The organism is Plantactinospora sp. B5E13 (genome assembly GCF_039871775.1).
GTDB lineage: Bacteria > Actinomycetota > Actinomycetes > Mycobacteriales > Micromonosporaceae > Plantactinospora.
Window position 1 is genome coordinate 162,033 of sequence record NZ_JBDPLT010000003.1, and the last position, 20,362, is coordinate 182,394.

Sequence of the window (20,362 nt, forward strand, 5' to 3'; positions counted from 1 at the left end):
CGGCAGCGGCGTCATCCCCCCGCCAGGTCGACCCGCCAATCGCCCGTCTCCGCACGCCAATGGGACCCCGTGGCCGGTCAGGATCCGGCGCCGACCAGCAGCAGGCCGGCGAGGGACGTGCCCGCCAGCACCAGGGTGCCGGCCGCACCGGTGGCCAGCGCCCGGCCGCCGCCCCGGGCGACCGTACGCAGGTCGACCGAGGTGCCGACGGCGAACATCGCGGCGGCCAGCAGCATGCCGGCGACCGCCGAGACCACGGTGACCAGCGCGGGTGGCAGGACTCCGGTCGAGCGCAGCGCCATCGCGGCGAGGAACCCGGTCACGAACCAGGGCAGCACCGGCGGCCGGCCCCGTCCGCGCCGACCCGCCGCGGTCGGGTCCGCGTCGGCCGGATCCGGGATGGCTGCCGTGTGGCGCCGGACGGTCGCGACGAGGGCAACCAACGGGGCCAGTAGCGCGACCCGGCAGAGTTTCACCACGACGGCGGTGGCGAGCGCGGCAGCGCCGACCGCCCCACCGACCGCGACGACCTGGCCGACCTCGTGGATGCTCGCCCCGGCCCAGAGGCCGATCAGGGTGTCGTCGAGGCCGAGGAGCAGGCCGAGGCCGGGGATCAGCAGCAGGCAGAGGGTGCCGAGTACGGTCACCACGCCGATCGCGGTGACCACGTCCTCCTCCTCGCCGTCGGCGACCTCGTTCATGCCGATCACGGCGGAGGCACCGCAGATGGAGACGCCGGTCGCGACCAGCAGCGCGGTCGCCGGGCGCAGCCCGAGTCGCCGCCCGACCCAGCGGGTGACGAGCCAGGCCGCCGCCACGCTGGCCACCACGACGCTGAGCGGGCCGAACCCGAGAGCGAGGATGTCGGCGGCGACGAGTTGCAGGCCGAGCAGCACGATGCCCGCCCGGAGCAGGCCCTTGGCGGCGAAGGTCAGGCCGGGACGCATCCAGTCCCGGTAACCGCCGAGGCTGCGTACGGCGATGCCGAGCAGGATCGCCACGATCATCGGGCTGACCGGGCTGGCGAGCCGGTTGACCGCGTACCCGAGCAGCGCGGCGACGGCGGCGACCGCGAGGCCCGGCAGGGTGGCGGCCGGTCGGGGCCGGGTCGGGGCCACTGCCCGTACGTCGACCCGTGTCTGTTCCGCTACCGCCACCCCGTCACCCCCTCGTGGTACCGCCCTCCCAGGTAACGCCGGTTGTCGCCGAGTTGGTAGACCGTGATCAGGTTCGACGCCATAGCCTGTGGCTATGACCGACCTGCCCGATCTGGCGTCCCTGCGGCTGCTGGCCGACGTCGCCGAACTGGGCAGCATCGGCCAGGCGGCCCGGGCGGCCGGCATCGCCCAGCCGTCGGCGACCAAGCGACTCGCCGCCCTGGAACGCTGGGCCGGGGTGCCGCTGCTGCTCCGTACCCATCGTGGGTCACCGCTGACCGACGACGGCCGGGTGGTGGTCGGCTGGGCGGTACGCCTGCTCGACGCGGCGGACGAGTTCCGGCACAGCCTCGTCGCGCTCCGCGAGGCCCGGGCCGCCCAGTTGCGGGTCGCCGCGAGCATGACCGTCGCGGAGGCGCTGCTGCCCCGGTGGCTGCACCACCTGCGGATGACGTACCCGGACATCCGGGTCGGCCTGACGGTGATCAACTCGACCGAGGTGTCCCGGCTGGTCCTCGCCGATGAGGGGATCGACATCGGCTTTGTCGAGGGGCCGACGGTGCCCGAAGGGCTCGACACCCTGGTCGTCGGGCACGACCAGTTGATCGTGGTGGTGGCGCCGGGACACCGCTGGGCGCGGCGACGCCAGCCGCTGGAGCCGGCCGAACTGGCCGGGACCCGGCTGGTGGTCCGCGAGGTCGGCTCCGGCACCCGGGAGACCCTCGAACGGGCGCTCGCCGACCTCGACCCGCTGCCACCGGAGCTGGCCCTCGGCTCCAACGCGGCGGTCAAGGGCGCCGCCATGGCCGGCACCGCCCCGGCGGTACTCAGCCGCTACGCGGTGGAGACCGAACTGGCCGCGAAACTGCTGGTCGCCGTCCCGGTACGCGGGCTGGCGTTGCGCCGTACCCTGCGGGCGGTCTGGCCGCGCGGGCGGCGCCTCACCGGCTCGGCCACCGCGCTGCTCCAGGCGATCGCCCGCGCCGCCGAGGCCGAGCGGGGCCGGTCCGGTGCGGTGGCCGGACCCTGAAGACCGTCAACGTCGCAGCCTGAACGCGGTCGGCCAGGGGCGGATCAGGACCCTGCGGGCGACGTCGCGGGTTCGGTGCCGCCGCCCGGCGTGATCAGCCCGGTCTCGTAGGCGACGATGATGGCCTGCGCGCGGTCGCGGAGCCCGAGCTTCGACAGGATCCGGGTGACGTGCGTCTTCACCGTCGTCTCGCTCAGGTGCAGCCGTCCGGCGAGTTCCGCGTTGGTCAGTCCCCGGGCGAGGTGGTGCAGCACCTCCAACTCCCGCGGGGTGAGCGCGGAGAGGTCCCGGTGCAGCGCGCCACGGTCGTCCTGCCGGGCGAAACGCTCGACGAGCCGCCGCGTGATCGTCGGGGCGAGCAGGGCGTCCCCGGCCCGGACCATGTGCACCGCAGCGACCAGCCGTTCGGGTGAGACGTCCTTGAGCAGGAAGCCGCTCGCCCCGGCGGCCAGCGCGGCGTACACGTAGCGGTCGAGGTCGAACGTGGTCAGGATGATGATGCGCGGGGCGGGGACCGCCTCCCGTACGATCCGCCGGGTCGCCTCCAGCCCGTCCATCTCCGGCATCCGGATGTCCATCAGCACCACGTCCGGGCGGGTACGCCGGACCGCGGCGACCGCCTCGGCGCCGTCGGCGGCCTCGGCCACCACCTCGATCCTGCCGTCGGCGCCGAGGATCATCGCGAACCCGGTCCGGAGCAGGGCCTGGTCGTCGGCGATGACCACCCGGAGCGGGGCCTGCCCGTCGGCGACCACGTCGCGCGGCGGCCCGGTCACGACGGCCCCACCGGGATGGTCGCCCGCACCTGGTATCCGCCGGAGCGCAGCGGACCGACGTCGAGGGTGCCGCCGTAGATCGCGAGCCGCTCCCGCAGGCCGATCAACCCTCGGCCGTTGCCGAACCGGGCCGATACCGCCGCCGTACCCCCGGTGTCGGAGACCTCGATCCGCAGCACGTCCGGCCCGTGCGCGATCCGGACCGTCACGGACGCCCCGGCGGCGTGTTTCACCACGTTCGTCAGCGCCTCCTGCAGCACCCGGTAGGCGGCGAGGTCGACACCGACCGGCAGCGGCTCCGGGGTGCCGGTCACGGTCAGTGCGACGGGAACCCCGGCGGACCGGACCCGGGCCACCAGCGTCGGCACCTGGCCGAGGCCCGGCGGCGGGGTGAGTTCGTCCGCCCCGGGCTGGTCGTCCGGGTCACCGTCCAGACTGAGCAGGCCCATCACGTGCCGCAGCTCGCTCATCGCGGCGCGCCCGCCGGACTCGATGGCCAGCAGTGCCTGGTGCGCCTTCTCCGGCGCGACGGCGAGCACCGTACGGGCGGCACCGGCCTGCACCACCATCACGCTGACATTGTGGGTGACCACGTCGTGCAGCTCCTGGGCGATCCGGGCCCGTTCGCGCTGCACGGCCAGCCGGGTCTCGGTCTCCCGCTGCGCCTCCACCGCCTGCACCCGCTGTCGCAGGGTGTGCACGGCGTTCGCCGCGAGCGCGACCGGCACCAGGAGGAAGAGGAAGACCAGCTCGGGTTGGGTCTGCGGCAGGTTGCCCCGGTGACCGCTGACCACCAGGACGGCGCCGACCAGCACGCTCACCACCGCCGCCGCCCGGTACGGGCTGTACATCACCGCGCCGTAGGCGACGACCACGCAGGCGGCGAAGGTGAACGTGGCGTCGAGGCCGCCGCGTCCGTGGTACAGCTCGCTGGCGGCGAGGACCACCCAGAAGACCGCCAGGGGGTAGCGCCGACGCAGCGCGACCGGTAACGCGGTGGCCAGAGCGAGCAGTATCCAGAGAGCGAGCTCGGAACCGGAGATCGGCTCGGGTCTCGGCGGCATGATGATCCACTCGGGGGGCACCACCGGTGCCGTCGAAGGCATGCCCGGCAGCGGCCCCGGCATGTCCTGACGCTCCGCCCGCACCTCGTCGCCGACCAGGCCGTTGAGGATGCCGACGGCGAGCGCCACGGCGAGCAGCACGTCGGCGCCCCAGGCCCAGCGCGACGATCGCGGCGGCGGAACGGCCGTACGACGCCACAGCCTGGCCAGGCCGGTCCGCCAACGCTCCATCACCACCGCCCTGTCCGTCACCACTGCCCCGTCCACCGGCCAGTGTGGCAGTTCCGGCCGGCCCGCCACATCGTCCGCGACGCGGTCGGGGTCGTCCCCGGTACGTACACCGCGCGGAGGATCCGGTGGGCGAATCGTCCCCGCGACGGGGTCAGGTTCGTCGCCGCGACCGACGTGCCCCGGCATCGGCCGCCCCTAGCGTTCCCGCTGGTAACGGCCGGCCACAGGGTCGGCGCAGCCTCCGGACCAACCTCCCTGCCAGCCGAGGCTCACCTCCGGACCAACCGAGGAGTCCACATGACCAGCCCTGTGCTCCGTGCCGAGGGCCTGACCAAGCGGTACGGGCGACGCGTGGCGTTGTCCGACTGCACCCTCTCCGTCCCGCCCGGCAAGGTCGTCGGGCTGGTCGGCCCGAACGGCGCCGGAAAGACCACACTGCTCCACCTGGCGGTCGGTATGCTCGCCCCCACCGCCGGCACCATCGAGGTGGTCGGCGGCAGACCCGCCTCGGGCGCCGCGCAGCTCGCCCGGGTCGGCTTCGTCGCCCAGGACACGCCGGTTTACGCCGGCCTCACCATCGCCGACCACCTGCGCCTCGGCGCCCGGACGAACCTGCGCTGGGACCAGCGGACAGCCGAGGAGCGGATCACCCAGCTCGGCCTCGACCCGAAGCAGAAGGCGGGCCGACTCTCCGGCGGTCAACGCGCCCAGCTCGCGTTGACCCTGGCCATCGCGAAACGGCCGGAGCTGCTCATCCTCGACGAACCGGTGGCCGCGCTCGACCCGATCGCCCGGCGGGAGTTCATGCGGAGCCTCACGGCCCACACCACCGAGCACGGCAGCAGCGTGATCCTCTCCTCGCACCTGGTCTCCGACCTGGAACGGGTCTGCGACCACGTGATCGTCCTGGTCGCCTCCCAGGTCCGGGTCGCCGGCGGCGTCGACGAACTGACCGCCGACCACCACCGGCTCACCGGCGCCCGGCGCGACGCGGCAAAGCTGCCCGCCGGGGTCCAGGTGGTCGAAGAGTCCCACGCCCCGGAGCGGTCCACCTTCGTCGTACGCGGCACGCCCCCGCTCGACGACCCGTCGCTGACCGTCGAACCCGTCGACCTCGAAGACGTGGTCCTGGCCCACATGTCGCAGGCCGCCACGTCGACCCGGCCCGTTCTGGAGGACGCCTGATGTTCTGGTTCACCTGGCGCCAGTTCCGTACCCCGGCGGTGGTCACCGCCGCCGCCCTGGCCGTGTTCGGCGTCCTGCTGCTCGTCACCGTCCCGACCATCACCGAGCTGTACGCCGAGGTCGCCGCCTGTTCCGGTGACTGCGCCACCGTCACCCGGGACTTCCTCACCCGGGTCAACGACAGCGCCGCCGGGACCCTCTACTTCTCGGGTCTCGCGGTCATGTACCTCACGCCCGCCCTGGTCGGCATCTTCTGGGGTGCTCCGCTGGTCGCCCGCGAACTGGAGGCCGGCACCCACCGTCTGATCTGGAACCAGGCGGTCAGCCGTACCCGCTGGCTGGCCAGCAAGCTCGTGTTCCTCGGCGCTACCACGGTGGCGGTCACCGGCCTGCTCAGTGTGCTGGTCACCGGCTGGGCCGACCGGATCGACGGCGCCGCCGGGGACCGGATCACCCCGCTGGTCTACGGCGCCCGGGGCGTCGTACCGGTCGGCTACGCCGTCTTCGCGTTCACCCTCGGCGTGACCTGCGGCATGCTGATCCGCCGGACGATGCCGGCGATGGCCGCCACCCTGGCCGGCTACACCGCCGCCGCGGTGGCGATGCCGCTGTGGCTCCGGACCCGGCTGGTGGCCCCGCGCCACGAGACACCGCTTCTGGACCTCGAGAAACTGGCCATGGTCGGGATCCGGCAGAACGGCTCCATGGAGATCTTCGGCGCCGGGGTGCCGAACGCCTGGACGGTGTCGAACCAGACGATCACCCCCGGCGGCGAGGTCTTCCGCGGCCCGGCCAACCTGGACGTCTGCGGCCGGAGCGGGTCACCGGACAAGTGCGACGCCTGGATCGGCACCCTCGGCCTCCGCCAGGACGTTGTCTACCACCCGGACAGTCAGTTCTGGGCACTGCAGTGGACCGAGACCGGGATCCTCCTCGCCCTCGCCGCGCTGCTGGTCGTCTGCTGCTTCTGGCGGATCCGCCGACTCAGCTAGACCGGCGTCGGCCGGTCGGCGGCGGCGCTGCCCGGCTCGCGGTCGCCACCGGGTACGGCGGCGATCGCCAGGCCGAGCAGCGCCGATCCGCAGCCGACCAGGAACGGCAGGGAGAACGTCGGTTGGCCGAGCCACTCCCACATCGGGTGCCACGACGGGTGTGGCTCGGCACGGTGGTGTCGGGCCATCCACTGGACGGAGGCAACCGTCGGCACCCACCAGAGGAAGAGCGTGACACCCAACAGCAGTTTCAGCCCGGCACCGGCCAGCCGGCGTCGCTCGGTCCGCCGGCTGGCCCAGCCGAAGATCAGGAACACGGCCGCCCCGCCGAGGAGACCGCCGCCGATCCCGTACGGGTACACAGCCGACGGGGTGGCCCGCCGGAACCCCGCCGAGATGAACGCGGAGTTTCCCGGGTACGCCGGGTTCACCTGCATGGTGAACGTGGTGTCCCCGCGCCCCGCCACAATAGTGGTGGACTTCGGGATCGTGGTGGGGTCGCAGGGCGGGCCGACACAGCCGTACATGTCGTTGGTCGTCGTCGGATGGACCGTCCAGCCGTCGGCGCGCAGGTTGCGCTGGACCAGCTCGATGGTCTGCTGCGGCGGGTACGCCAGCGTGCCGTCGACCACGCCGCCGATCCCCGCCTGGGCGTACTCGCCGCCGTCCCAGAACAGCAGGTTGTGGACGGCGCCCCAGCTCAGCGGCTGTCCGTAGAAGACGAAGAGGGCGGGCGCGTCCTCGATGCCGGTAAACTCCTGCCCGGGCAGGATCTGTGCGAGCATCTCCCGCGCCTCGGCGGTCCGGGGCAGTGGCTCGGCGGTCTGCCAGGCGACCCGGGTCGCGAGCGCGGCGGTGAAGAGACCGCCGATGACCGAGGCGAGCAGGGCCCAGGCGACGACGGTACGACTGGCCGGCCGACCGAGGCGGGCCCGCAGACCGTGCCGGACCAGGTCGGCGGTTTCCCGTACGGTCGGCCGGGTCCGGCCGGGTGGGGCGGCGTCGAGCAGGGCGCCGAGCAGTTCGTCGCCCCGGAAGCGGCGGTACGTCCGCGGGTAGACGAGCAGCAGTCGGCCGTACCGGCGGGCGAGCCGGTCGACCGTCACCCGCTCCCCGGATGGGCGGCCCATCACACGGTCCTCGGCCGGACGGTGCGGAGCCGGGCCTCGGCCGCGGCGGCGAGTTGGCGGAGCCGGGCGGTTTGTGCGGTGAGCGCGGCGAGCCCTTCGGTGGTGATCCGGTAGTACCGCCGGGTCCGCCCGTCGACCTCCTCCTCGCGGTCGGGCTCGATGAGCCCCTCGGCGGTGAGTCGGTCGAGCGCGGTGTAGAGGGTGCCGGTCAGCAGGCTGACCCGGCCCTCGGACAGGGTCCGGACCTCACGCACGATGCCGTAGCCGTGCCGGGGCCCGTCGGCCAGCGCGGTGAGGATGAGGAACGTCGGCTCGCGCATGTTCTTCACGGCGCACACCATACGTAAGTGATCAAGCTATGGTCAACGTTCCCACACCCAACGCCGCCTGCCCGGCACCCCCGTCCGTCGTACGGTGACGGTCAGGCCAGTCGGCGGCGGATCCACCACAGGCAGAAGGCGCCGAGACCGACGGCGACCACGAACAGCAGCGTCGTCTCGATCAGCTGTAGGGGCCAGTAGCGGTTCGCCGGCTGGTAGTACACCTCCTGCCGCAGATCGAGCGTGCCGATCCACTCCAGGCAGGGCCGGGGACCGTTCTCCCGGTTGCAGACCTCCGGGTTGGTCGCGGCGAACGGCTCGCCGGCCGGGGTCAGGGTGCGGTTGGAGATGATCCAGGCACCGGGCTCTTCCATCTTGCCGAGCAGCCACACCTCCCCGGCGGCGTTCATCCCGAACATCTCGAGTCGCTCGGTGTCGATCGCCCGGACCTGGTGGACGGGGGCGATGAGGTACGGGCGGACCAGGAAGGGCATGGCGATCTGGACAACGGCGACCACCAGCAGGGTGACCGCCATCGCCGGCACGGTACGCCGGATGAGCAGCCCTGCGGTGACCCCGACGGCAAAGGCAAGCGCGGCGTAGCCGACCGGGACGAGCCCTCGGTTGGCGAAGAGGTGGGGAAGCATCCGGTCCATGCCGACGGTATCGATCGGGGCGGCCCACCAGCTCACCGCCAGGGTGATCAGCCCGGCGGCGACCATGCTGGCCACGCCGCCGAGCAGGAGCTTGACCACCAGCCAGCGGGCGCGGGTGACGCTCTGGTTCCACACCAGCCGGTGGGTGCCGGTCTCCAGTTCCCGGGCGACCAGGGGCGCGCCCCAGAAGACCCCGAGCAGAGCCGGCAATGCGAACATGCCGCCGATGCCGAGGTAGTAGAAGTTGCCGATCATGCCCCCGCCCACCCGGGTCAGGAAGCTGTCGGCGGCGGAGCCACAGCTGTCGCCGCAGGTGGTGAGGCCACTGCTGGCGTACAGCTCGTTCAGGCCGGGGCGGGTGACCAGCAGCAGGAGGGCGAACGCGGCCAGGACGGCCAGGACCGCCGAGAACTGGGTACGGAACTGACGCCAGGTCAGCCAGGTCATCGCTGGGCCTCCAGGACGGGCGTACGGCCGACGGTGGCGGCCTCGGTCAGATAGGCGAGGACCAGGTCCTCCAGGTCGAGCCGGCCTACCGTCCAGCGCGGATCGTCGACCGGGGCGGTGCTGCGTACCACGAGGGTGGACTGCCGTTCGGTGTGACTGGCCTGGATGGGTCGCTGACCGGCCGGCAGCGTGGCCGGGTCGACCCGGTCCCCGGTCAGCCGGTGGTGGGTGGCGAGCAGTTCGTCGACCTCACCGACGAGCTGGACCCGCGCGGCGGTCAGCACGACCAGGTAGTCGCAGATCCGCTCCAGGTCGGCGACCAGGTGCGAGGAGAGCACCACGCTGGCCTCGCTGTCGGCGACGAACTCCATCAGGTTCTGCAGGAACTCCCGGCGGGCCAGCGGGTCGAGGCTGGCCACCGGCTCGTCCAGGATCAGCAGCTCGGGGTGCTTGGCGACGGCCAGGGTGAGGGCCAGCTGGGCCCGCTGGCCGCCGGAGAGCTTGCCGGCCGGCTGGGCCGGGTCCAGTCCGAGGTGTTCGATCCGGCGGGCCGCCAGCGCTGCGTCCCAGCCCGGGTTGAGTCGGGCGCCGAGGCGCAGGTGCTCGGCCACGGTAAGCCGGGCGTAGGTGGGAGTGTCCTGGGCGACAAAACCGACCTTGGCCAGCTGTTCCGGCCCGCTCGCCGGGCGGGCACCGAGGACCTCGATGGTGCCGGACGTCGGCGCCAGCAGCCCGCAGGCCAACTGCAGCAGGGTCGACTTGCCGGCACCGTTCGGCCCGACCAGCCCGACGACCCGGCCGCGCGGAATGCTCAGGTCGCAGTCGGTCAGTGCGGGGCGCCGCCCGTACCGTTTCGTCAGCCGTGCGGTCTCGATGGCGGCGGTCATGCCCGCTCCCCCGCCGGGGTCCGGAACGTGCTGACGAAGAGCGCCTCGATGCTCTCCTCGTCGAGTCCGGCGTGCCGGGCTCTGCCGAGCCACTGCTCCAACTCCTCGCGCAGGCGCCCGTGCGCGGCAAGCGACGCGTCACTCAACGTCCTGGTCACGTACGTCCCGATGCCGGCCCGGACCGCGACCAGCCCCTCGTACTCCAACTCCCGGTACGCCTTGAGCACGGTGTTCGGGTTGATCGCCACCTTTGCGACGACCTCCTTGACCGTGGGCAGCCGGTCCCCCTCGTTGAGCCGCCCCAACCGCATGGCCTGGCGGACCTGCTGGATCAACTGCATGTATGGCGCGACGCCGGATCGGGCGTCCAGGTGAAACTCGATCACTCCAACTCCAAATCACTAGGGTCCTAGCACATTAGCACTTAGCTGTCCTCAGCGTCACGAAAACCCAGGGCTCCACCGTTGACGGAATTCGGCAAGTCGGGGATGACGTGACCTTCCTCGCGGGACGCGCTCCGGACGAATCGTCGGACACAATGTCTGACACCATGTACGGCGACGTTGTCCGCGAGCCCGCGGACCTGGTCCCGAAGAGGAGAAGGATGACTGACGCAACCGCGGAGCGGCCGGTGATCGTGCTGGTGCACGGCGCCTGGCACCGCCCCTCGACCTGGGACGCCACCCGGGCCGCGCTCGCCGAACTCGGATACGAGACTCGGGTTGCCGCGCTGCCCAGCGCCGGCACCAACCCGACCGCCTCGATGTACGACGACGCCGACGCGGTCCGCCGGGAGGTGGACGCGGTCGACGGCCCGGTGGTGGTTCTCGCCCACTCGTACGGGGGCATCCCGACCGCCCAGGGCCTGACCGGTGCCCACAACGTCGACCACCTGATCTTCCTGGCCGCGTACCTGCTCGACGACGGCGAGTCCATGTACAGCCGGCACGGCATGGAGGTGCCCGCCGACACCAGCGGCCTCTTCCCGCGGCCCGAGCACCCGGGCCCGGCGCTGTACCACGACGTACCCGAGGAGGTGGCCGCGCGGGCGGTGGCCGACCTGGTCGACCAGAGCCTGGTGTCGTTCACCGGCACGGTGACCCGGGCCGCCTGGCACGACATCCCGGCCACCTACATCGTCTGCGAGGACGACCGGATCCTGCCGACCGCGCTACAGGAGACGATGTCGGCGCACGCCGGAAAGACCCGCCGGTGGGCCGGCGGCCACTCGCCGTTCCTGGCCGCACCGGAGAGGTTCGCCGCCCTGGTCGACGAGATCGTCCGGTCCCGCTGACCAAGTCCCACTGACCGGTTCCCGCCGGCACCTCCCGACCCGGACCACCGGTCCGCCTCCTCGGCGGGCCGGTGGCGTCAACAGGGCCACCCGTGGCGGGAACTTCCCGGCAAAGATGATCAACAAATCCTTCGATCGCACCTAGCATGTGGACAGACGGCTCTACCGGCTCCACCCCCTGGCCGGCTCGGCCACCGGTTCGACCGAAGGAGACGCCCGTGCGTCGACCCCCGTACCTGTCCCTACTCGGCGTCGGCATGTCCGGCGCGCTGGTCCTGGGTGCCGCCCCGGCCGCCTCGGCGGCACCGCCGGCGACCCCCACCACGCCCGGCATCGTGGTCAGCGACGGCATGACCCAGCCGGTCTTCTCGCTCGACGACGCGATCGAGGAGCGGGTGTACGTCCAGACGTCACTCGACACCGACCACGACGGCAGCCCCGACCGGATCGCGATCGACATCTCCCGCCCCCGGGAGACCGCCACCGGCTTCAAGGTGCCGGTCATCTTCGAACACAGCCCGTACCGCAAGGACGTCTGGGAGGACGTCCCATACCCGAGTGTGCTGGTCGACGAACTGCCACAGAACGGCCTCGCCGACCGCTCCAGGCAGCGGAGCGCCGACGTCGGGGTGCAACGGGCGACGGCGAAGGCCAACCTGCCCGGCTCCTGGGACGACTACTACGTGCCGCGCGGCTACGCGGTCGTGCTCGGGCAGAGCATCGGCACCGGCGACTCCGACGGCTGCCCGACCACCGGCGACCAGGCCGAGACGCTCGGCACCAAGGCGGTCATCGACTGGCTGAACGGCCGGGCGCGCGGGTACGACGCCAACGGCGCCCCGGTCAACGCCGACTGGACCACCGGCGCGGTCGGCATGATCGGCGCCTCCTACAACGGCACGCTGCCGAACCAGGTCGCCACCACCGGGGTCAAGGGGCTCAAGACCATCGTCCCGGTCGCCGCGATCAGCAGCTGGTACGACTACTACCGGGCAAACGGCCTGGTCGTCGCCCCGGGGACGTACCAGGGTGAGGACGCGGACGTCCTGGCCATGTTCACCGGCGGACGGGCCCGGTCCGAGGGACGCTGCGCGGACGAGTTCGCCGAGATCACCGAGGAGCAGGACCGGGTCACCGGCGACTACACGAAGTTCTGGGCCGACCGGGACTACCTCGACGCCCGGAAGGTCGAGGCGAGCGTCTTCGTCGTACACGGGCTCAACGACTGGAACGTCAAGACCGAGCACTTCGCAGGCTGGTGGGACGAGCTGACGAAGAACCGGGTGCCGCGCAAGCTGTGGCTGCACCAGGGCGGGCACGGCGGACCGGGCAGCACCGCGTCGGTGACCCTGCCGAACGGGCAGACCTGGACGTACAAGCAGACCGAGAACCGGTGGTTCGACTACTGGCTGTGGAACATCCGCAACGGCATCATGGACGAGCCGACCGCGGTACTCCAGCGCGAGAACCGGATCTACACGACGTACCGCAACTGGCCTGATCCTGGTGCGCGCGAAGTGGCACTGAAGCTGGCCGCGACCAGCGCCGGCCAGCCGGGCACGCTGACCACCGGCCGGCAGCCGAGCCGCAACGTCGAGCAGTCCTTTGTCGACGAGGGCCGGACCATCCACCCCGACGCCCTGGTCGCCGACCCGGACACCGCGAGCGCGAACCGGCTCGCCTACCTCTCACCGACGCTCGCCGCCGACGTACGGTTCTCCGGCCGGCCGGAGATGCGGCTGCGGATGGCGATCGGCAACAAGCCGGACGCCAACCTCACCGTCTACCTGGTCGACTACGGCCCGGCCGGCTCCACCGCCGCGCCGTTCGTGGTGACCCGGGGCTGGATGGACCCGCAGAACCGCAAGGGTCCGTCCCGCACCGAGCCGGTCCGGCAGGGCAAGCTGTACGACTACCGGTGGACCCTGGAGCCGAAGGACTACGTCTTCCCGGCCGGACACCGGATCGGTGTGGTCGTCTTCTCCAGCGACCAGGAGTACACGCTGCTGCCGTTCGGCGGCACCGAACTGCGGGTCGCACCGAACGACAGCGAGCTGCGGCTGCCGGTCGTCGGCGGTCGGGGCGTACTCGGCTTCTGACCTGTGGTTGAACCGGGGCGGTCCGCGATCAGCGGGCCGCCCCGGCCCGTCTCGACCGGCGTCGTCCCGTCTCAACCGGCGTCCTGCCCCGTCCCGGCGCGGGCGGCGGCGACGACCCGGCCCCGCTCCGACTCCGGGAAGCGGTCGAGCATGGCCCGCAGTTCGTCGGCGCTGACGTTGGCGCCGAACGACTCGCTGCCCGGTTCGAGCCGTACGCCCTCGGCGAGCGGTCCGGCGATGACCGGATCGAAGCCGAGCGCGTCGACGAGGGTCGCGACCGCGGCGACGTCGGCCGGATCGTCGCCGGCGACCGCGATCGCCTTACGTCCGGCCGTCCCCGCCGGTCGGGCCTCGGCCTCGAGGTCGTGGTACCCCATGTGGTTGAACGCCTTGACGACCCGGGAACCGGACAGGAACGTCTGGACGGTCTCGCTCGATGACGTACGCGGGTTGGTGAGGTCGTCGCGGATGCCGTCGATCTCCCACCAGTAGTTCATCGCGTCGACGACCGGCTTGCCGCGCATCGCCTCGGCGGGAATGCTGCGGTACTTGCTCAACGGGAGGGCGAGGATGACAAGGTCGGCACCGGTCGCGGCGTCCAGTGCGGTGGTGGCGACCGCTCCGGGCGTGAGCACCTCGACGGTGAGGGCGATCTTCGCCGGGTCCCCGGAGCCGGCGATCAGCACCCGGTAGCCGGCGGCGAGGGCCAGCCGGGCGAGCACCGTACCCACCTTGCCGGCGCCGAGGATGCCGATGGTTTGCGGCCCGTTCGGGGCGTTGTCGGCCATGTCTTCCTTCCGGGTGTCGCGGTGGCGTCCGATGGCCCGGTCAGCTCGCCGGGCCAACTGGTTGGCTCAACTGGCCAGGATGTCACGGACCAGGGGAATCACCGTGGTGCCGTACAGTTCGACGGCGCGCATCCGGGCGCTCACCGGCTGCGGCCCGACGGTGTAGATGAGGTCGAACCGGCCGACGCCGAGGCTGCGGACCGCGCGGGCGATCCGGCGGGCCACGGTCTCGGGTGAGCCGATGTAGAGCGACCCCTGCGCCACCTCGGCGTCGAACTCGGCGCGACGGACCGGTGGCCAGCCCCGCAGCGCGCCGATCCGGTCCCGCATGATCCGGTAGGACGGCCAGAACACTTCCTTCGCCTCCTCGTCGGTGTCGGCGACGAAGCCTGGCGAGTGCATCCCGACCGGGTGGGCGGTCGTTCCGAGCTGCTCGGCTGCCCGCCGGTAGAGGTCGATGTACGGTGCGAAGCGCTCGGGGGCGCCGCCGATGATGGCGAGCATGAGCGGGAGCCCGTAGCGGGCGGTCCGGACGACCGACTGCGGTGAGCCGCCAACGCCGACCCAGGTGCGCAGGCGCCCGGATTCCGTTTTCGGGAACACGTCGGCCTGCTCGAGCGGGGCCCGCACGGTGCCGCTCCAGGTGACCGGCTTCTCCTCCAACAGTTTCACGAACAGTTCGATCTTCTCTTCGAACAGTACGTCGTAGTCGCGCAGGTCGTAACCGAACAGGGGAAAGGACTCGGTGAACGAGCCACGGCCGAGGATGACCTCGGCCCGGCCGTGCGACAGCGCGTCCACGGTGGCGAAGCGCTGGAAGACCCGGACGGGGTCGTCGGAGCTCAGCACGGTGACCCCTGAGGCGAGGCGGATCCGTGAGGTACGGGTGGCGATCCCGGCCAGTACGGTTTCCGGGGTCGACACCGAGTACTCCGGTCGGTGGTGTTCGCCGAGGGCGATGACGTCGACGCCGAGTTCGTCGGCGAGTACCGCCTCGTCGACGACCTGGCGGATCGCCGCGGCGTGCGAGACGAGTGCGCCGGAGTCGTCCGCCGGGACGTCGCCGAAGCTGTCGAGGCCGAACACGAGATCAGACATGGGTGGGCTCCTTCGCGAGCAGTTCCCGGACCCGGGGCGCGACCTCGCTGCCGAGCAGCTCGATGGTGCGCGCGCGGGCGTCGCGCGGCAGGTGCATGATGTCGTACTTGAGATCGAAGCGACTCAGCCGCAGGTCGCGGGCGGTTTTGGCGATCTTCCGGGCCACCGTCTCCGGAGACCCGACGAACAGCGCGCCCGTGGCGAGTTCGATCTCGTAGCGGGTGCGGTCCGGCCTGTAGAAGCCGCGCTCCTCGGCGAGCGCCGTGACCACCGGCTGCCAGTACCGCCACCAGGTCTCCACGGCCTCCTCGTCGGTGTCGGCGACCAGGCCGAGCGAGTGCTGCCCGATCGGGCGTACCGGATGGCCGGCCTGTTCGAGTGCCCGGAGGTAGAGGTCGACGTGGCCGGCGAACCGTTGCGGGCGCCCGCCGATGATCGCGAGCATGAGCGGGAGCCCGTAGCGGGCGGCCCGGGCCACCGAGTTGGGGCTGCCGCCGACGCCGATCCAGGTCGGGATGCCGCCGGGACGCATGCGCGGGTGCAGTCGCTGCCCGACCAGCGGGGTGCGTACCGTTCCGGACCAGGTGACCGGTTCGTCGCCCTGGAGCCGGACGAAGAGGTCGAGCTTCTCCTCGAACAGTCGCTCGTAGTCGGCGAGGTCGTAGCCGAACAGCGGGAACGACTCGGTCGCCGAGGCGCGGCCGAGGACGATCTGCGCACGGCCGTTCGAGACCGCGTCGAGGGTCGAGAACTCGTGGTAGAGCCGTACCGGGTCGTTGGTGCTGAGCACGGTGACGGAGGTGCCGAGGCGGATCCGCTCGGTCGCGGTGGCGATCGCGGCGAGCAGTACGGGTGTCGCCGAGTCGTTGTGGCCCTGCCGGTAGTGCTCGCCCACGCTGAACACGTCGAGTCCGACCGACTCCGCGAGCCGCGCCTCGTCGACGAGCAGCCGTACCGTCTCGGCGTCGCTGAGGACCCGGCCGCGATCGGTGGCCACCTCCCCGAACGAGTTGAGTCCCAGTTCGAAGTCTTCCGCTGTCATCGTCCCCTCCCTCACGTACTCCCCGGCCGGCGACACCCGGGGCCGGAAGCCTCAGGTGCTTGACACGTCAACAATGCTAGCCTGTGGTTGACATGTCAATCAGGGGGAGCCAGATGACAAACGCCACACCCGGCAGAGGGGGCCGCCAGCTACCGACCGCCGAGCAGCTCCGGATCTGGCGGGACTTCATCGAGACCACCGAAGCGCTCCGCTCCCGGCTCACGTCTCGCCTGCAGACCGAGTGCGCGCTCTCGCCGGGCGACTACGCCGTGCTGCTCGCCCTCAGCGAGGCGGAGGACCGGCAGCTACGCTCGTCCGAACTCGCGACCCAGATCGGCTGGGAACGGAGCCGGCTCTCCCACCACCTGGGGCGGATGGAGCGGCGCGGCCTCATCCGGCGCCAGGAGTCCGCCGCCGACCCCCGCGGAGCGGAGGTGCTGCTCACCGAGGCCGGCGCCGAAGCGTTCCAGCGGTCCACGTACCCGCACCTGCGGGCGATCCGCGAACTCTTCGTCGACGCCCTCACCCCGGAGCAACTCGTCGCGGCCGGCGAGATCGCGGCGGCACTCCGCGATCGCCTGGACCGTCAGCAGGACGGCTGACGGTAAGCATTGCGGCGGCGCGTTGCTCCGGATGGCGACCAGGGAATGGACAGCACCTTCGGCTCCAGGGTCAGATCCTCGACGGCGCCACGCAGCTCGGACAGGTCGCGGTCGTGCTCGGGATGCGGTGGCATCAGCGGAAGCGGATCCTGGGTGAACCTCGGCTCCGGGCCGAACAGACGCAGCAGGTCACGGGCGAACCGGCTGAAGGTTCGGTTCGGTCGCACGAAATCCATCGGTACGTCGCTCTTCGCCGAGTAGCGCCAGGGCAGGAGGAGATGGCCGGCACAGATCGTGATCCGAAACTGGGCACGCGGTGGACGTACCGAGACGGTCTCCGGCAGGCCCTCGAGATGGTTGAGCAGCTCCTCGTACTGCACGAGCCAACGCACCGAACCGAAAGCGTGGTCGCTGGTCATCTCAGATGCGTCTCGCGCGTCCCTCGCGCGTTCGACGGCCCGGTGCATTGCCGCCGGTACTCGGCGCCACAGCTGCACTGCGAGTGTGAACCCGAATCGCTCGATCGCCCAGGCAGATGGACCGTCAACTACCGCCACGCTCATCACCCCTTGTGGCCACCCAGACACGCTACGATCAACCGTCTCACGTCAGTCGATGGATGACCAGGAGAGGACGAGGATGTGCCGCTTTCCCGATTCTCCGTCGGTGCGATCGAGCGTGAGCTGCGCTTGCGGGCCGGCCGGACGGTGGTCCAGCAGTGGCAGGCCGAGCACGGCGCCTTCACCCCGCAGGAGCTGGCCTCGGCGTACGCCGAGATGGCCGCTGCGGACGCCGCCTATCTGATTGGCAGCACTCCCGGTCGCCACCTACTTCCGGTCGGAGGCACAGGCGCCGGGGTGGTGGGCGGGCCGGCAGCAGCGGCGGCCGCCGGGTCCGTCGACCCGGGCGTCACACCAGATCCGGGTACGTCGTGACTGGTCGTCCTCCTGCCCGGTTTCGTGCCGCCGAGCCAGCTCAAGTACGCGCTGGCGCGCGGCCTCCGCTTCCTCGGCATCATCTTCGAGAGCCGCTGCGTAAATCTCGGCCGCATGCCGCTCAAAAAGTGCGGTCAACCGCCGCTGCCTCCAGCGTTTCCAGATGCCCACCTAACGCTCCACAGATCAAGGGGCATGGCGGCCGAGCCTGACCAGCGCCGACCGTCACACCCGGCTGGGAAGGCCGGGACCGCTGCACGGGGGGACCGCACCGATCCCGGCCAGGGCGGACGCGGCGCGGCGATATTCGATGCTGACGAAGGTCGTGCTACCGCGTCCGATCGGGGCGGTCACGGCGGGACGAACAGCTACGCAGGCAGCTACACCATTCGGCCTGCGATGCGACTTCTTCGCCGCGACCGTGCGACCACGTTAGATGCCCGAAAGTAGGCGAAGGGGTACAGCACGTACCCGGTTACGACATGTTCCCCTATGGAGTCAGACCCACCCGTTGAGCGAGATCCACCGCCTCGGCCCGGATCGATGCCGGAGCCTCGTTCACCAGGCGGTCGAGCATGTCTCTCGCGGCCGGGCTGTACCGAACCGTCTCCGGCGAGGTCACGTCCGCCTTGTGCAGCAGATGAAGCGTCGCCTCCCTGGCACCTTCCAGGTCGGCACTGCGCGCCAACTCCACATAGTGCCGGCCGCGCCGCTCGGTCGACGGGATCGACGTGGGGTCGAGCGAGTGCGCCCGGCGCTGCGCCTCGTCCGGATCGCCCAGATCAACGGCACACATCACCGCGTAGACCTCAACCAGTGGGCGAGAAACCCGGGTACGCAACCCGACGAAGTCGGCCGGCAATATCCGGTGCACCACCTCGCGGGCGATCTCCCAGTCCGACCAGGCCCCCTGATCTCCGGTACGGGCCCGGGTAAGCGCCATACAGAGGTGCAGGTCGGCAAGCATCTCGGCGCACTCGGTCGGGCCGTCCGCCACTCGGGTTTCGATAAGCGCCCGCGCCTCACCGAGGCGGGCCAGCGCCTCGTCACCGCGACCGACAGAGCGAAGCAGGTGAGCCGCGTACCAGCTCGCCTGGGCGATGGCGAGCGGATCGTCCGCGTCCAGGGCTGCGGTCATCCCCCGGTCGACGGTCAACCAGCACAACTCGCGGTCCCCGTGCCAGGCCAGGAACGCCTGGGCCAGGTGGTACACCTGGGCCAGCATGGCAAGCGACTGTCGGCGTTCCGTGCCGCTGTGCAGCCGAACCGCCCGCTGTGCGGCGTCCAGTAGACCCGGCAGGATGGCGCCGGCCTCGGATCGCTGGTGCCGGGACGTGTGCCAGGTCTGCCACGCCGAGTCGACTGCACCTCGGAGGTAGTCGGGCGAGGCTGGTTCGCCGGTGACGTTGACGTGCCAGGCGGTCAGGGCACGACGGACGTCCTCGACGCTGGGATGACCGGGTCGGACGTCGAGGGAGAGCGTGACGGCGGGCCCGAACAGGTCTCCGAGGTCGCGTACGCCGAGGTGCGGCGCGATCTGCTGGGCGGCCCGAAGAGTCAGTGAACGCTTGCCGTTCTCGATGAACTTGACGGTGGTTGGAGAGAGGCCGGCGAGGCCGGCAAGCCGTTCCCGGGAGAGACCCGCCGCGCGGCGAAGGCGCTCGACCCGCTTGCCGGGAGTGGGCTCGGTCTGGTCCGTCATGGCGCACCTCACCGCGTTGGGTACATCGTGTACCCAGACGGTACGCCTATCGATCCGTAACTGCTACGTGCTGAACTTGCTGGCATGAGCGAGCGACGGTCCGTGCTGTGTGTCGTGGTGTGTGCCGCGCCCCCGGCCCAACAGATCGGCGAGCTGGTCGATCTTCTTCTCGAAGACAACTGGACGGTATGCGTCGTTGCCACCCCGACGGCCGCGACCTGGATCGACACTGAGGCATTTACCAACCAGACTGGCTACCCAGTGCGATCGGCCTGGCGGCGGCCGGGCGCGCCGGGCGCGCTACCCGACGCGGAGGCGCTGCTGGTCGCGCCCGCCACCTTCAACACGATCAACAAGTGGGCGCTCGGGATCAGCGACAACTTCGCCCTGGGCGTCCTCAACGAGATGCTGGGGCTCCGGGCCCCCATCCTCGTCTCCCCGTACGCCAAGTCGGCGCTCACCACCCATCCCGCGTACCCGCACCACGTCCAGGTCCTCCAGAAGGCGGGGGTCCACTTCACCCCCACCGAGGCACCACGACCGTCGTCGCCGGACGCCCGTTTCCGCTGGCCCGAGTTGGTCGAAGACGTACGCCGGCTACGCCGATCAGGAGAGCTGACGCCCTGACGGTCTCCAGAAGGCGCGCATCCGCGACGACCAGGAGGTCGCTCGGGCAGATCGGGTATTGGCACGGTGTATCAACGAGGCACACCAGGCCCTGGACAGGGAGGTATAAAGGCCATGGGCGAGGTTGGCAGTTGGGCCGCTATGCGGGAGCGGCGCATGGCTGAACCGGGCGCCGAGCAGGCGTACGAGGCGACACGGCTGGCTTTCGAACTCGGCCGCGCCGTACACGAACCTGGAAAGCGCCAGTCGGAGCCAGAGGCAGCTGGCGAAAGAGTCCGGAAGAACGCAACCGGCGGCGGC

At 71.3% G+C, this 20,362-nt stretch carries 21 protein-coding genes; 8 read left to right on the forward strand and 13 right to left on the reverse strand.

Translation table 11 applies throughout. The annotated features are described in order from the left end of the window. Window positions 1–77: 77 nt before the first annotated feature. On the reverse strand, window positions 78–1,157 hold the full coding sequence (locus ABGB05_RS04440) for a putative sulfate exporter family transporter (protein WP_347651836.1): 1,080 nt from the start codon (window positions 1,155–1,157) through the stop codon (window positions 78–80). A 94-nt stretch (window positions 1,158–1,251) separates the two neighbouring features. Here ABGB05_RS04440 and ABGB05_RS04445 point away from each other — a divergent pair, with 94 nt between their 5' ends. After that, window positions 1,252–2,187, forward strand: a complete 936-nt coding sequence (locus ABGB05_RS04445; RefSeq protein WP_347651837.1) for a LysR substrate-binding domain-containing protein — start codon at window positions 1,252–1,254, stop codon at window positions 2,185–2,187. 44 nt (window positions 2,188–2,231) lie between these two features. Here the strand turns inward: ABGB05_RS04445 and ABGB05_RS04450 are convergent, their stop codons facing one another. Both ABGB05_RS04450 and ABGB05_RS04455 read right to left on the reverse strand, forming a co-directional pair. After that, complete coding sequence (locus ABGB05_RS04450) at window positions 2,232–2,963, reverse strand: response regulator transcription factor (protein WP_347651838.1); 732 nt, start codon at window positions 2,961–2,963, stop codon at window positions 2,232–2,234. Beyond that, window positions 2,960–4,279, reverse strand: a complete 1,320-nt coding sequence (locus tag ABGB05_RS04455) for a histidine kinase (RefSeq protein WP_347651839.1) — start codon at window positions 4,277–4,279, stop codon at window positions 2,960–2,962. The genes ABGB05_RS04450 and ABGB05_RS04455 overlap by 4 nt, the downstream gene beginning before the upstream one ends. Window positions 4,280–4,555: 276 nt before the next feature. Here ABGB05_RS04455 and ABGB05_RS04460 point away from each other — a divergent pair, with 276 nt between their 5' ends. Further along, a complete protein-coding gene (locus ABGB05_RS04460; protein ID WP_347651840.1) occupies window positions 4,556–5,443 on the forward strand; it encodes an ABC transporter ATP-binding protein in 888 nt (295 codons plus the stop codon). Beyond that, a complete protein-coding gene (locus ABGB05_RS04465; protein ID WP_347651841.1) occupies window positions 5,443–6,435 on the forward strand; it encodes a hypothetical protein in 993 nt (330 codons plus the stop codon). The genes ABGB05_RS04460 and ABGB05_RS04465 overlap by 1 nt, the downstream gene beginning before the upstream one ends. Here the strand turns inward: ABGB05_RS04465 and ABGB05_RS04470 are convergent. The 5 genes from ABGB05_RS04470 to ABGB05_RS04490 all read right to left on the reverse strand — a co-directional run bounded on the left by ABGB05_RS04470 (window position 6,432) and on the right by ABGB05_RS04490 (window position 10,261). After that, window positions 6,432–7,565 carry a hypothetical protein gene (locus tag ABGB05_RS04470; RefSeq protein WP_347651842.1) on the reverse strand — a complete coding sequence of 378 codons (1,134 nt, stop codon included), beginning with the start codon at window positions 7,563–7,565 and terminating at the stop codon, window positions 6,432–6,434. The genes ABGB05_RS04465 and ABGB05_RS04470 overlap by 4 nt on opposite strands. Then, window positions 7,565–7,885 (reverse strand): helix-turn-helix transcriptional regulator, encoded by a 321-nt coding sequence (locus tag ABGB05_RS04475; protein ID WP_347651973.1) that lies wholly within the window; start codon window positions 7,883–7,885, stop codon window positions 7,565–7,567. Before ABGB05_RS04475 ends, ABGB05_RS04470 begins: the two co-directional genes overlap by 1 nt. Window positions 7,886–7,986: 101 nt before the next feature. After that, the gene (locus ABGB05_RS04480; protein ID WP_347651843.1) at window positions 7,987–8,988 is read right to left on the reverse strand and encodes a hypothetical protein; all 1,002 of its coding nucleotides are present in this window, start codon (window positions 8,986–8,988) and stop codon (window positions 7,987–7,989) included. Next, window positions 8,985–9,875, reverse strand: a complete 891-nt coding sequence (locus ABGB05_RS04485) for an ABC transporter ATP-binding protein (RefSeq protein ID WP_347651844.1) — start codon at window positions 9,873–9,875, stop codon at window positions 8,985–8,987. The genes ABGB05_RS04480 and ABGB05_RS04485 overlap by 4 nt, the downstream gene beginning before the upstream one ends. After that, on the reverse strand, window positions 9,872–10,261 hold the full coding sequence (locus tag ABGB05_RS04490; protein ID WP_347651845.1) for a GntR family transcriptional regulator: 390 nt from the start codon (window positions 10,259–10,261) through the stop codon (window positions 9,872–9,874). Before ABGB05_RS04490 ends, ABGB05_RS04485 begins: the two co-directional genes overlap by 4 nt. 218 nt (window positions 10,262–10,479) lie before the next feature. Between ABGB05_RS04490 and ABGB05_RS04495 the strand changes: the two genes are divergently transcribed. Together ABGB05_RS04495 and ABGB05_RS04500 are read left to right on the forward strand one after the other, a co-directional pair. Next, the gene (locus ABGB05_RS04495; RefSeq protein WP_347651846.1) at window positions 10,480–11,169 is read left to right on the forward strand and encodes an alpha/beta hydrolase; all 690 of its coding nucleotides are present in this window, start codon (window positions 10,480–10,482) and stop codon (window positions 11,167–11,169) included. Between the two features lie 218 nt (window positions 11,170–11,387). Beyond that, window positions 11,388–13,268: a Xaa-Pro dipeptidyl-peptidase gene (locus tag ABGB05_RS04500; RefSeq protein ID WP_347651847.1), complete on the forward strand. Its 1,881-nt coding sequence runs from the start codon at window positions 11,388–11,390 to the stop codon at window positions 13,266–13,268. Between the two features lie 71 nt (window positions 13,269–13,339). On the opposite strand, the gene ABGB05_RS04505 is transcribed toward ABGB05_RS04500, so the two are convergent. From ABGB05_RS04505 to ABGB05_RS04515, 3 genes are all read right to left on the reverse strand, one after another. Beyond that, window positions 13,340–14,056 (reverse strand): NAD(P)-binding domain-containing protein, encoded by a 717-nt coding sequence (locus ABGB05_RS04505; protein ID WP_347651848.1) that lies wholly within the window; start codon window positions 14,054–14,056, stop codon window positions 13,340–13,342. A gap of 66 nt (window positions 14,057–14,122) precedes the next feature. Continuing rightward, on the reverse strand, window positions 14,123–15,154 hold the full coding sequence (locus ABGB05_RS04510; RefSeq protein WP_347651849.1) for an LLM class flavin-dependent oxidoreductase: 1,032 nt from the start codon (window positions 15,152–15,154) through the stop codon (window positions 14,123–14,125). Further along, on the reverse strand, window positions 15,147–16,196 hold the full coding sequence (locus ABGB05_RS04515; RefSeq protein WP_347651850.1) for an LLM class flavin-dependent oxidoreductase: 1,050 nt from the start codon (window positions 16,194–16,196) through the stop codon (window positions 15,147–15,149). Before ABGB05_RS04515 ends, ABGB05_RS04510 begins: the two co-directional genes overlap by 8 nt. Window positions 16,197–16,309: 113 nt before the next feature. Here ABGB05_RS04515 and ABGB05_RS04520 point away from each other — a divergent pair, with 113 nt between their 5' ends. Further along, the gene (locus ABGB05_RS04520; protein WP_347651851.1) at window positions 16,310–16,798 is read left to right on the forward strand and encodes a MarR family transcriptional regulator; all 489 of its coding nucleotides are present in this window, start codon (window positions 16,310–16,312) and stop codon (window positions 16,796–16,798) included. On the opposite strand, the gene ABGB05_RS04525 is transcribed toward ABGB05_RS04520, so the two are convergent. After that, window positions 16,783–17,355 carry a hypothetical protein gene (locus ABGB05_RS04525; RefSeq protein WP_347651852.1) on the reverse strand — a complete coding sequence of 191 codons (573 nt, stop codon included), beginning with the start codon at window positions 17,353–17,355 and terminating at the stop codon, window positions 16,783–16,785. The two genes, ABGB05_RS04520 and ABGB05_RS04525, sit on opposite strands and share 16 nt — an antisense overlap. A gap of 84 nt (window positions 17,356–17,439) precedes the next feature. Here ABGB05_RS04525 and ABGB05_RS04530 point away from each other — a divergent pair, with 84 nt between their 5' ends. After that, window positions 17,440–17,733, forward strand: coding sequence for a hypothetical protein (locus ABGB05_RS04530; protein WP_347651853.1), 294 nt, complete (start codon window positions 17,440–17,442; stop codon window positions 17,731–17,733). Window positions 17,734–18,223: 490 nt separating this feature from the next. On the opposite strand, the gene ABGB05_RS04535 is transcribed toward ABGB05_RS04530, so the two are convergent. After that, complete coding sequence (locus ABGB05_RS04535) at window positions 18,224–19,435, reverse strand: helix-turn-helix transcriptional regulator (RefSeq protein WP_347651854.1); 1,212 nt, start codon at window positions 19,433–19,435, stop codon at window positions 18,224–18,226. 84 nt (window positions 19,436–19,519) lie between these two features. Between ABGB05_RS04535 and ABGB05_RS04540 the strand changes: the two genes are divergently transcribed. Then, window positions 19,520–20,062, forward strand: a complete 543-nt coding sequence (locus ABGB05_RS04540) for a flavoprotein (protein ID WP_347651855.1) — start codon at window positions 19,520–19,522, stop codon at window positions 20,060–20,062. Window positions 20,063–20,362 lie beyond the last annotated feature (300 nt).